Consider the following 12,045-nt stretch of genomic DNA (forward strand, 5'->3'; position numbering starts at 1 on the left):
GGCCGAAGCGCACGCGACGCAGTCGCAAGTCTCGGCCGCTCGGCAGCGAGACATCCAGGGCCGCGAACCCGCCGCGCCCGCGCGGCCAACAACACAGCGCGAACACGCAGCGCCGCAGGCGCTGCAAATTAAACTCTGCCCTTCCAGCGGCCGAGGGTTTCGGCCTTGAGGTCGTCGAAGTAGCCGCCCTCGATGCTGTCGCGGATGCGGTCGACCAGCCGAATCGTGAAGCGCTCGTTGTGGATTGTGCAGAGCGTGGCGGCCAGCATCTCCTTCGCCTTGAACAGGTGGTGGATATAGGCGCGGGTGTAGTTGGCACAGGTGTAGCAGTCGCAGGTGTCATCGATCGGGGTGAAATCACGACGGAAGCGACTGGTGTTGATATTGAATCGGCCTTCGGCGACATAGATCGCGGCGTTGCGTGCCACCCGGGACGGGTTCACGCAGTCGAAGGTGTCGGCGCCGTTCTCCACCGCGACGAAGACGTCCTCCGGCTCGCTGATGCCGAGCATGTGACGCGGCTTGTCCTCCGGCAGTTCATCGCAGCACCAGCCGACGATGGCGCCCAGATTGTGCTTCTCCAGTGCGCCGCCGATGCCGTACCCGTCGAATGCCGTTCCGGCGCTGCCGCGAATCGCTTCCAGCTCGCGGCAGGCCTTGCGTCGCAGATCCTCGTACTGCGCACCCTGGATCACCGCGAACAGCGCCTGGTAGGGGCGGTGGGTGCGGGTGGCGGTCAGGCGCTCGTGCTCGTCGATGCAGCGCTGCGCCCACTCATGGGTGCGTTGCAGGGATTTCTCCTGGTACGCACGGGTATTGAGCAGTGTGGTGAGCTCGTCGAAGGCGAACATGATGTCGGCGCCGAGCTGATGCTGGATGCCCATCGACACCTCGGGGGTGAAGCGATGCTTCGAACCGTCCAGGTGTGAGCGGAAGGTGACACCGTCGTCGTCGACGGTCGCCAGCCGTTCCTTGCCCTTGGCGATGACGTCGTCGCTGCGGATGTCGACGGCCTCCATCGCGAGCACCTTCTTGAATCCGACGCCGAGCGACATCACCTGGAAGCCGCCGCTGTCGGTGAAGGTGGGTCCCGGCCAGTTCATGAACTTGCCGAGTCCACCCGCCGCGTCCACGATATCGGCGCCCGGCTGGAGGTACAGGTGATAGGCGTTGGCCAGCAGCGCCTGCGCCCCGAGCTCCTTCATGGTCTCCGGTAGCACCGCTTTCACGGTTGCCTTGGTTCCCACCGGAATGAACGCGGGCGTCGCGATCTGCCCGTGCGGCGTGCCGATCACACCGGACCGACCGTGCCGCCCGTCCAGCCGGCTACCAACGGTAAAAGAGAACGCTTCGGGAACTGACACCCCGCCATCCTCCCAGGCCGCCCCACCACCGCCGAACCCGCGATGCCCACAGACCCTGTGCACGCGGCACAGAGAGTACAAGCGCTGTGGAGCGTGTAATGCCTCTGTGATCTCCCTGGACGATCGTCAGGCTTCGGCGGCGGCAGCGGCGAACTGGGAGTTGTAGAGGCGGTAGTAGGGGCCGCGCTCGTCCAGTAGGCGCTCGTGGGTGCCGTGTTCGACGATGCGGCCCGCCTCCATGACGACGATGAGGTCGGCATCGCGGATGGTCGAGAGCCGGTGCGCGATGACGAAACTGGTGCGGTCGCGGCGCAGCGCGGCGGTCGCGTGCTGCACCAGCAGTTCGGTGCGGGTGTCGACCGAGCTGGTTGCCTCGTCCAGGATGAGGATGGACGGCTTGGCCAGGAAGGCGCGGGCGATGGTGATGAGCTGCTTCTCACCCGCGCTGACCCCGGAACCCTCTTCGTCGATGACGGTGTCATAGCCGTCCGGCAGCGCGTGCACGAACCGGTCGACATATGCGGCGCGGGCGGCGGCGAGAATATCGTCTTCGCTCGCGGTCGGATTGCCGTAGGCGATGTTCTCCCGGATGGTGCCCTTGAACAGCCAGGTGTCCTGCAACACCATGCCGATCCTGGAGCGCAGGTGGTCGCGGGTGATCTCGGTGATGTCGACCCCATCGACGGTGATGGTGCCCGCGTCCAGTTCGTAGAACCGCATCACCAGGTTCACCAGCGTGGTCTTGCCCGCGCCGGTCGGACCGACGATGGCCACCACGTGACCGGGCTCGGCCACCAGCGACAGCCGCTCGATCACCGGCTTCTCCGGCTCGTAGCGGAAAGACACCGCCTCGAATTCGACGCGGCCGCGATCGACCGGACGCGTGGTGTCCATCATCGGGTCCGGGCTCTGTTCCTCGGCATCGAGGATCTCGAAGATCCGCTCCGCGGAAGCGACGCCGGACTGCAGCAGATTGGCCATCGCGCCGATCTGCGTCAGCGGCTGGCTGAACTGCCGGGAGTACTGGATGAAGGCCTGCACCTCGCCGAGCGAAATGTGCCCTGTCGCCACCCGCAGACCGCCGACCAATGCCACCAGCACGAAGTTCACATTCCCGAGGAACATGATGGCGGGCATGATCAGGCCGGAGATGAACTGAGCCTTGAAGCTGGCGTCGTAGAGCTCCTGGTTGCGCTTGTCGAACTCTTCGCCGACCTCCCGGTTGCGGCCGAATGCGGTGACCACCTCGTGCCCGGTGTAGGCCTCCTCGACCTGGGCGTTCACCATGCCGGTGTACTTCCACTGATTCACGAAATGCGGCTTGGACCGCTTCGCGATCTGCGCCGTGACCACGACCGCCGCGGGCACCGTGAGCAGTGCGATCACCGCGAGCAACGGCGAGATCCAGAACATCATGATCAGGATGCCGAGCACCGAGAAGACCGAGGTGAGCAGCTGGCTCATGGTCTGCTGCAAGCTCTGCGAGACATTGTCGACGTCATTGGTGACTCGGCTCAGCACGTCACCGCGCGGCGCGGAATCGAAGTAGCGCAACGGAAGTCGATGGATCTTCTCCTCGACCTCGCCGCGCAGTCGCTTCACCGTCCGGTTGATGACGATATTGAGCAGGAAGCCCTGCAACCAGCCGAACAGCGCCGCGCCGAGGTAGAGCGCCGACACCAGCATCAGCACCCGGCCGACCGCGGTGAAATCCACGCCGACGCCCGGCACGACATCCATGGCGCCGAGCATGTCGGCCACGGTGCCGTTGCCCTGCGCCCGCAGCGATTCGACGACCTGTTCCTTGCTCATTCCGGCGAACTGGGTGAGCTGTTTGCCGACCACGCCGTCGAAGACCAGATTGGTCGCCTTGCCGAGGATGTAGGGCCCGAGGGTGTTCAGCACCACCGAGACGATCACCAGCGCGACGATCACCCCGACGTAGAGCTTCTCCGGCGCGAGCCTGCGCAGCAGCCGCTTCAGCGACGGTCCGAAGGATTTGGCCTTGGCATCCGGCGCACCGGGATTGACCGCACCGGGTCTCATCGGACCTCCTCCGCGCTGAGCTGCGACTCGACGATCTCCCGGTACTCGGCGCAGTCCCGCATCAACTGCTCGTGTGTGCCGATGCCAGCCATCGCACCGTCCTCGAGCACCACGATCTGATCGGCATCGCGAATGGTCGAGATGCGTTGCGCCACAATGATCACCGAGACATTCTTGATCTCCGGCCGCAGCGCCTCGCGCAGACGGGCATCGGTGGCCACGTCCAGCGCGGAGAAGGAATCGTCGAAGATATAGATGCGCGGCCGCCGCACCAACGCCCGCGCGATGGCCAGCCGCTGCCGTTGACCGCCGGAGACGGTGGTGCCGCCCTGGGCCACCGGGGTATCGAGTCCCTGCGGCATCTCACGCACGAAATCGGCGGCCTGCGCGATTTCCAGCGCATGCCACAGCTCTTCGTCGGTGGCGTCCGGTTTGCCATAGCGCAGGTTGCTGGCCACCGTGCCGGAGAACAGGTACGCCTTCTGCGGCACCAGGCCGATTTGCTCGCGCAGGGTTTCCAACTCGATGTGGCGTACATCGGTGCCGCCGACGTAGACCGCGCCGTCGGTGACATCGATGAGCCGCGGAATCAGATTGATCAGGGTGGTTTTACCCGCACCGGTGGATCCGACGATCGCCGTGGTCGTACCCGGCTTCACCTCGAATTTTATGGCCTTCAGAACCGGCTTCTCCGCACCCGGGAAGCTGAATTCGGCGAAGGACACGTCGATCGCGCCGGGATCGCCCTGGAACGGCTGCGGCAGCCGCGGCGGCAGCACCGAGGATTCGGTGTCGAGCACCGCGCCGACCCGGTCCGCCGAGACCGCGGCGCGCGGCGCCATCATGGCCAGGAACGAGGCCATCATCACGGCCATCAGGATCTGCATGATGTAGGAGAGCATCGCGGTGAGCGAGCCGATCTGCATCGTGCCGTCGTCGATGAGGTGGCCGCCGAACCAGATCACCGCGACCGCGGTCACATTGCTGATCAACATGACCGTGGGGAACATCAGCGCCATCAGGCGTCCGACCCGCAGCGAGGTCTCGGTGAGTTCGGTGTTCGCCACCCCGAAACGCCAGGTCTCCTGCCGTTCCCTGACGAATGCCCGCACCACCCGAATACCGGTGATCTGCTCGCGCAGCACCCGATTCACCTCGTCGATGCGGGCCTGCATATCGCGGAAACCGGGCACCATCCTGGCCACGATGAAGCCCATCGACAGACCGAGCGCGGGCACCGCGATCAGCAGCAACCAGGACAGTCCGAGATCCTCGCGCAGCGCCATGATGATGCCGCCGACACACATGATCGGCGCCATCACCAGGATGGTCGCCGACATCACGATCAGCAGTTGTACCTGCTGAATATCGTTGGTATTGCGGGTGATCAGCGAGGGCGCGCCGAACAGCCCGACCTCGCGTGCGGAAAAGGTGCCCACCCTGTGCAGCAGCGCGCCTCGCAGGTCCCGGCCCGCGCCCATCGCGGCCTGCGAGCCCAGGTAGACCGAGAAGGCCGACGCCACGATCTGCACCCCGGTCACGGCCAGCATCCACAGGCCGGTGGTCCAGATGAAGCCGATATCGCCCTTGGTGACGCCGTCATCGATGAGGTCGGCGTTCAGACTCGGCAGGTACAGCATCGCGATGACCGAGATCAGCTGAAGCACAACGACCCCGGCAAGCTGCGAGCGGTAGGGGTACAGATATGTACGAAGCAGTCTGATCAACATGATGACAGGCAGGCTACCGGCAATTAGTTAGGTGCGCCCCGAGGATTCTTGACCTGCGATAACGACCGGCCGGACGCCGTAAAACCTGCGGACCGGCACCGATGTCCGATTTACCGACGCGCCCAGGCGCCCACGTCCTCAGTCAACGCGTCGACGAATTCCGGCAGCCTGCCGAGCGCGATCTCCTCGATCGAGACGTTCTCCAGCACCGCGCGGATATTCACCCGCAGCGCGATCCACACCCGTTGCAGCGACTCGGCGGCGCCCCCGTAGGTGACATCCTCGGGTCGCTGCCCGCGCACCGACGCCAGCGGGCTCTCGATGGCCCGGATGACGTCGGCCACCGAGATCTGTGCCGCGGGCCGGGCCAGCCAGTAGCCGCCGTCCGGTCCGCGCCGACTGGTCACCAGGTCGGCGCGGCGCAGCTCACCGAGTACCGTCTCCAGCACCTTGGGCGGAATCCGCTGCGCGGACGCGATGGCGTCCGCCTTGAGCGCCGCGGTGCCGCCGGTCTGCGCCGCGCGGGCGATTTCGAGCAAGGTCCGCACCGCGTAGTCGACCTTCGCGGTGATGTGCACGTGGAACTCCTGGACGCCGGGGCGGGGATCAGCTCGAATCTACGCTGGCCCGCCCGCGCGACCGGCACGCAGTCGCTAACGTGTACCGCAGGCGGTCAGCACGCAGGTGGCCGCGTCCAGCAGGGTTGATTCCACCAGCGCGTCGTCCGCGGCGGGGACGAACTCCTTGGACGTCAACGCCACCCCGATCACCTCCATCGCGGCACAGGCGCGCAGCTCCGCCTCGGGACTCGCGCCCGGACCGGCCAGCCAGACGCGCAGCGTCTGATTCGAATCCTTCAGATCCGGGTACCGGTCGGCCATCGCGTTGAGGATGGCGACGGTGTCGCGGATACACAGCGCGCCCGCGTCGCGATGCCGGATCATGCCGCGCAGATAGGCGCGCAGCACGGCCCGGATGCCCTCGGCGTCGTGCGGCACCGCGTCGATGTCATCGACCACCGACCGCATGTGATCGATGATCGGGTCGATGATCGCGAGCAGCAGATCGAGTTTAGAGGGGTAGTGATAGTACAGCGAAGCCTTTGTGATTCCTACCGCATCCGCGACCTCGCGCAGGCTGGTCTGCTCGAATCCCTTGCTCCCGAAGAGCTTTACAGCGGCGTCACGAATCGCCACTTTAGTCCCGCTACCTGCGACAACACTATCGGTCGCGTCTCGAACGGCCATTGGATGATCCTCTCATCACTACTGCGCTGAGCTAACGTTCCCACCAAAATTGAGGTTGTGCCTCCACTTAGTTCATAGGTAGTCTACCTACCGCACGGTAGGCAGAAAGCGTCAGTGGAGGCGGGGACAAAGCAGGGCACCCCGCGAGTGCTGTCTACACGCCACGAACCAGCACGCCCCAGTCATCGCTAGGAGTACCCTCGTGTCCGTTTATCTGTATAGATGGGGAAAGTTCGCTTTCCGCCGTAAATGGATAGTGCTTCCGGTCTGGCTTGTTTTGTTCGTTCTCCTCGGCGGCCTCGGCTCCCAGCTCAGCAAGCCGATGACGAACGACTTCAGCATGCCGGAGCTGCCATCCGCCCGAGCCAACGACATCCTCGACAAGCACTTCCCCGGCGCGTCCGACGCCTTCAAATTCGACGCCGTCACCGGCACCTACGTCATCGGCGCCCCGGAAGGGCAGAAGCTGACCGATCCGGCGAACCGTGCGGCGCTCGAAGCGTTCATCGCCAAACTCGGCCAGCTCGACATCGTCGATCACAACAAGCCGGTGATGAACCCGGTCGAGGCGACCGACGAGATGGGCTGCCTCGCCAACCCCGATCCGTCCCAGTGCAGCGGCGCACCGCTGAATGTGCTCAGCAAGACCGACCCCGGGTCGGTCGCGTTCATGAGCGTGCCGTTCACCATCAAGAACTTCACCGATGTCACCGACAAGGAGCGCGCGGCCGCCTACGACGTGGCCGACGATGCGCGCAATGCCGGGCTCACCGTCGAGATGAGTGGCTCGATCGCCACGAAGCAGGAGCAGCCCAGCGGTACCGCCGAGCTGATCGGTATGGGCGTCGCCCTCATCGTGATGATCGTGGCCTTCGGCGCGATCGTGGCCGCCTTCGTGCCGATCGTCACCGCGATCGTCGGCCTCGGCTCCGCCACCTCGCTGATCATGCTCGGCACGTCCTTCATGGAGGTGCCCAGCTTCACGACATTCCTGGCCTCGATGATCGGCATCGCGCTGTCCATCGACTACGCGCTGTTCATCGTCTCGCGCTACAAACACGAACTCGCCGTCCAAGATTCGCCCGAGGAGGCGGCGGGCATCGCGCTCGGCACCGCCGGTTCCGCGGTCGTCTTCGCCGGCCTGACGGTCATCATCGCCCTCGGCGGACTCAGCATCGTCGGCGTCCAGTTCATGACGTTCATGGGTCTGGGCGGCGCGATCGCCGCCGGTTTCGCGGTGCTGACCGCGATCACGCTGATGCCGGCGCTACTCGGCGCGTTCGGCCGCTTCCTCTTCAAGCCGAAGCTGCCGATCGTCGCCCAGCACGATCCGGAAGACGACCGGTCCGTCACCAACGGCATGCGCTTCGGACGTCTCCTCGGCAAGGCCCCCTGGGCGGCGCTGGTGCTCAGCGTCGCGGTGCTCGGTGCGCTCGCGGCTCCGGCCGCCGGCCTGAACCTGGGCCTGCCCGGAGACGACAGCATGCCGAAGACCTCCACCGTGCGGAAGGCCTACGAGCTTCGCACCGAGGGCTTCGGTGAGGGCAGCAACGGCGTGCTGAACGTCGCGGCCGACCTGACCAACGTGCCGGAAGCCAAGCGTGAGGAAGCGGTGAAGGCGCTGCGCGACAAGCTCGCCTCGTACTCGGGCATGGATTACGTGACCGAGCCGCAGTACAGCGAGGACAAGCTGGGTGTGCTGCTCGACGGCGTGCCGAAGTCGGGCCCGAACAACCAGGCCACCAAGGATCTGGTGGCCGACGCCCGCGAGGCCGAGGCCGACCTGAAGGCCCAGTACGGCGTCGAATACGGCATCACCGGCACCACGGCGATCTTCGCCGACGTGGACCATGTGCTGCTCAGCAAGATCGTGCCGTACCTGGCGATCGTCGCGGGCGCCGCATTCGTCCTGCTGATCCTGGTGTTCCGCTCGATCCTGGTGCCGCTCACCGCCGCGCTCGGCTTCCTGCTCTCCATGGCAGCCACCTTCGGCGCGACCGTGCTGATCTTCCAGGAAGGCAAGCTCGGCCTGATCGACGATCCGCATCCGCTGGTCAGCTTCCTGCCGATCATGCTGATCGGTCTGGTGTTCGGTCTGGCCATGGACTACCAGGTGTTCCTGGTGACCCGCATGCGCGAGGAATATGTGCACGGCAAGTCACCGAAGGACGCGATGGTGGCGGGTTACCACCACGGCGCCCGCGTGGTCACCTCGGCCGCGATCATCATGATCTCGGTATTCGCGTCCTTCATCCTGGAGTCCGACGTCACGGCCAAGTCGTTCGGCTTCGCGCTGGCGGCGGGCGTGCTGCTGGACGCGTTCATCGTCCGGATGATCCTGATCCCGTCGCTGCTGGTGATCATGGGCAAGTGGTCCTGGTGGATCCCGGCCTGGCTGGACAAGATCCTGCCGGATATCGACGTGGAAGGCGCGAAGCTGCGTGAGCTGCAGCAGAAGTCGGTGAACATCACCAAGGAGCCGGTCAGCGTCAGCTGATCGACCCGCTCTCCGCGATCTCGGCCCCGCACCTGAAACCAGGTGCGGGGCCGAGTGCGTTTTCTTGCTCTTGTGCCCAGCGCGCAGCAGACTCGGAAGTTGTTCGACTCTCAGCTCGGTAATCCACCGGCGCTCTCGGTCGGTGGGGAAGTTCGCGACAGCGGGTCCACGCAGTGGTCCCGCACCGGCTCGACCCGATCACCGCGAGGAGAACCCCGTGTCCGTGTATCTGTACCGGTGGGGAAGGTTCGCCTTCCGCCGCAAGTGGATCGTGCTGCCCGTCTGGCTACTGCTGTTCCTGATCCTCGGAGCCCTCGGCGCCCAGCTGAAGGAACCGATGACCGACGACTTCAGCATGCCGAACCTGCCCTCCGAACGCGCCACGGAAATCCTCGACAAACACTTCCCCGGCATGTCGGCGGCGTTCCGATTCGACGCCGTCACCGGCACCTACGTCATCGGCGCGCCGCGGGGGCAGAAACTCACCGATCCGCCGAACCACGCGGCGATCCAGAAGCTGATCGGCGAGCTCGACCGGCTCGGGATCGTCGATCACGCCGAGCCGATCACCGACCCGATCGCCGCCACCGAGCGGATGGGCTGTCTGGTCCCCGACCCCGACCCCAGCAAGTGCAGCGGTGCACCGCTGAATGTGCTCAACAAGTCCGAGCCGGCGACCGTCGCGGTCTTCAGCGTGCCGTTCACCATCGCGAATTTCGGGGATATCACCGCCGACGACCGCACAGCCGCCTACGACGTGGCCGATGCGGCCCGCAGTGCCGGGCTGACGGTCGAGATGAGCGGCACCATCGCGATGGAACAGCAGGCCCCGAGCGGCAAGGCCGAAATGATCGGCATGGCGGTCGCACTGGTGGTGATGATCGTGGCATTCGGCGCGATCGTGGCGGCGTTCGTACCGATCATCACCGCCATCGTCGGATTGAGCGCGGCCACCTCGCTGATCTTCCTCGGCACCGCGTTCCTGTCCATCCCCAGCTTCACCACATTCCTGGCCTCGATGATCGGCATCGCGCTGTCCATCGACTACGCGCTGTTCATCGTCTCGCGCTACAAACACGAACTCGCCGTCCGGGATTCGCCGGAAGAGGCGGCGGGAACCGCGCTCGGCACGGCGGGTTCCGCGGTGGTCTTCGCCGGGCTGACCGTGATCATCGCGCTGGTCGGACTCGCGATCGTCGGGGTCAGGTTCCTCACCTTCATGGGTCTGGGCGGCGCGGTGGCGGCGGCATTCGCGGTGCTCACCGCGATCACCCTGATGCCGGCGCTGCTCGGCGCGTTCGGCCGCTTCCTGTTCAAGCCGAAGCTGCCCGTCATCGCCCAGCACGATCCCGAGGACGACACCGCGGTCACCAACGGCATGCGCTTCGCGCGGTTCATCGGCAAGGTGCCCGCGGTCACGCTGGTACTCAGCATCGCGGTGCTCGGCGTGCTCGCCGCACCCGCGGTCGGCCTCGATCTCGGACTGCCCGGTGAGGACAGCATGCCCAAGTCCTCCACCGTGCGAAAGGCCTACGAGCTGCGCACCGACGGCTTCGGGGAGGGCAGCAACGGCGTACTCCAGGTCGCGGTCGACCTCAGCGCGGTGCCCGCGGAGAAACGACCGCGGGCGTTGGCGGCGCTGCGCGACACCCTCGCGTCCTATTCCGGCATGGAGTACGTGACCGAACCGATGATGAGCGCCGACGGTCAGGGCGCCCTGCTCGACGGCGTCCCCGAGGCGGGACCGAACAGCCAGGACACCAAGGATCTGGTGCGCGACGCCAGGGCCGCCGAGGCCAGGTTGCAATCCGAATACGGGATCAGCTACGGCATCACCGGGACCACGGCCATCTACGCCGATATCGACCATGTGCTGCTCAGCAAGATCGTGCCGTACCTGGCGATCGTCGCGGGCGCCGCATTCGTCCTGCTGATCCTGGTGTTCCGCTCGATCCTGGTCCCGCTCACCGCCGCGCTCGGCTTCCTGCTCTCCATGGCAGCCACCTTCGGCGCGACCGTACTGATCTTCCAGGAAGGCAAGCTCGGCCTCATCGCCGATCCGCACCCGCTGGTCAGCTTCCTGCCGATCATGCTCATCGGCCTGGTCTTCGGCCTCGCCATGGACTATCAAGTCTTCCTCGTGACCCGCATGCGCGAGGAATATGTGCACGGCAAGCCGCCCAAAGAGGCGATGATTTCCGGTTACCACCACGGGGCGCGGGTGGTCGCCTCGGCCGCGATCATCATGATCTCGGTCTTCGGGTCGTTCATCCTCGAATCCGATGCCACCGCGAAACAGATGGGTTTCGCACTGGCGGTGGGTGTGCTGCTGGACGCGTTCATCGTCCGAATGGTGCTGATTCCGTCGCTGCTGGCGCTCATGGGGGAGGCGGCCTGGTGGATGCCGAAATGGCTGGACAGGATCGTGCCCGATATCGACGTGGAGGGCGCGAAGTTGCACGAGCTGCGCGCGGCGTCGACGGTCACGGAGTCCGCGCCCGTCGGCTGAGGCGGGATACGGATCGACCCCCGCGCGACGGCGCGGGGCTCGTTTCGTCGGATACCCGGCGCCGCTACCCGCCGGGGCTACTCGCTCGGCTCCGGCAATGTGCAGTCCGAGATCTTGGGGTTCAGTCCCATGTAATTGAGCGGACCGGCCAGAGCCGTCACGGCAATCGTGGCGAATCCGGCGCAGTCGATCGGACCGTTGGCGAAGCTTCGCCGCTGGCCCGCGGCGATCAATCCGATGGCCAGCCAGACCAGGAGCAGAAAGGTCCCGAATCGCATGCCGGCCTCGTGAGCCGGTCTCCGGTGAGTTACACGCTCGCGCATTTGTCATCGCATCCTTCCGCACAGGCGTAGGAGTCGAGTACCCCCGCGAGTGGTGTCGTACCGAGTTTCTTGTGCCCCACACCACAACTCACGTCACATTCGGCAACATTTTTAACGAATTTCGGCAACCGAACGGCTCACTATTCGTTGCTTAGGACACCTACACTCTTTTCCGTGAAACATGGCCGCGCGCAGCGCATAAAGCCTCGAATCCCACTCACTCCGCCGACAACGGCATAAATCGACCGGCGCGGGACCAGCCCCTCATCGCAGCCGCAAATCTGTCGCCACTCTGTCGCAACCCGATCGCGCAACCTGCGTGAACGCCG

At 65.5% G+C, this 12,045-nt stretch carries 8 protein-coding genes; 2 read left to right on the forward strand and 6 right to left on the reverse strand.

Going from position 1 to position 12,045, the window contains the following annotated elements; translation table 11 throughout:
- Positions 1–128: 128 nt before the first annotated feature.
- The 5 genes from tgt to AB0H61_RS23530 all read right to left on the reverse strand — a co-directional run bounded on the left by tgt (position 129) and on the right by AB0H61_RS23530 (position 6,336).
- Positions 129–1,364, reverse strand: a complete 1,236-nt coding sequence (gene tgt, locus AB0H61_RS23510) for a tRNA guanosine(34) transglycosylase Tgt (protein WP_357307921.1) — start codon at positions 1,362–1,364, stop codon at positions 129–131.
- A 126-nt stretch (positions 1,365–1,490) separates the two neighbouring features.
- Positions 1,491–3,410: an ABC transporter ATP-binding protein gene (locus AB0H61_RS23515; protein WP_357307923.1), complete on the reverse strand. Its 1,920-nt coding sequence runs from the start codon at positions 3,408–3,410 to the stop codon at positions 1,491–1,493.
- A complete protein-coding gene (locus AB0H61_RS23520; RefSeq protein WP_357307925.1) occupies positions 3,407–5,140 on the reverse strand; it encodes an ABC transporter ATP-binding protein in 1,734 nt (577 codons plus the stop codon). Before AB0H61_RS23520 ends, AB0H61_RS23515 begins: the two co-directional genes overlap by 4 nt.
- A 110-nt stretch (positions 5,141–5,250) precedes the next feature.
- A complete protein-coding gene (locus AB0H61_RS23525) occupies positions 5,251–5,718 on the reverse strand; it encodes an Rrf2 family transcriptional regulator (protein ID WP_357307927.1) in 468 nt (155 codons plus the stop codon).
- Positions 5,719–5,793: 75 nt separating this feature from the next.
- Complete coding sequence (locus tag AB0H61_RS23530) at positions 5,794–6,336, reverse strand: helix-turn-helix domain-containing protein (RefSeq protein ID WP_357307929.1); 543 nt, start codon at positions 6,334–6,336, stop codon at positions 5,794–5,796.
- Positions 6,337–6,589: 253 nt separating this feature from the next.
- Between AB0H61_RS23530 and AB0H61_RS23535 the strand changes: the two genes are divergently transcribed.
- On the forward strand, positions 6,590–8,884 hold the full coding sequence (locus tag AB0H61_RS23535; RefSeq protein ID WP_357307931.1) for an MMPL family transporter: 2,295 nt from the start codon (positions 6,590–6,592) through the stop codon (positions 8,882–8,884).
- A 217-nt stretch (positions 8,885–9,101) separates the two neighbouring features.
- Positions 9,102–11,393: an MMPL family transporter gene (locus AB0H61_RS23540; protein WP_357307933.1), complete on the forward strand. Its 2,292-nt coding sequence runs from the start codon at positions 9,102–9,104 to the stop codon at positions 11,391–11,393.
- A 77-nt stretch (positions 11,394–11,470) separates the two neighbouring features.
- Here the strand turns inward: AB0H61_RS23540 and AB0H61_RS23545 are convergent, their stop codons facing one another.
- Complete coding sequence (locus AB0H61_RS23545; RefSeq protein ID WP_357307934.1) at positions 11,471–11,671, reverse strand: hypothetical protein; 201 nt, start codon at positions 11,669–11,671, stop codon at positions 11,471–11,473.
- Positions 11,672–12,045: the final 374 nt, after the last annotated feature.

Origin of the sequence: Nocardia sp. NPDC050710, from assembly GCF_040654375.1 — a bacterium.
In the GTDB taxonomy this organism is placed as follows: domain Bacteria; phylum Actinomycetota; class Actinomycetes; order Mycobacteriales; family Mycobacteriaceae; genus Nocardia.

Excerpts from the sequence above, each read along its gene's own strand:
- AB0H61_RS23515 (WP_357307923.1), bottom strand. The coding sequence starts at position 3,410 with ATGAGACCCGGTGCGGTCAATCCCGGTGCGCCGGATGCCAAGGCCAAA.
- AB0H61_RS23520 (WP_357307925.1), bottom strand. The coding sequence starts at position 5,140 with ATGTTGATCAGACTGCTTCGTACATATCTGTACCCCTACCGCTCGCAG.
- AB0H61_RS23545 (WP_357307934.1), bottom strand. The coding sequence starts at position 11,671 with ATGCGATTCGGGACCTTTCTGCTCCTGGTCTGGCTGGCCATCGGATTG.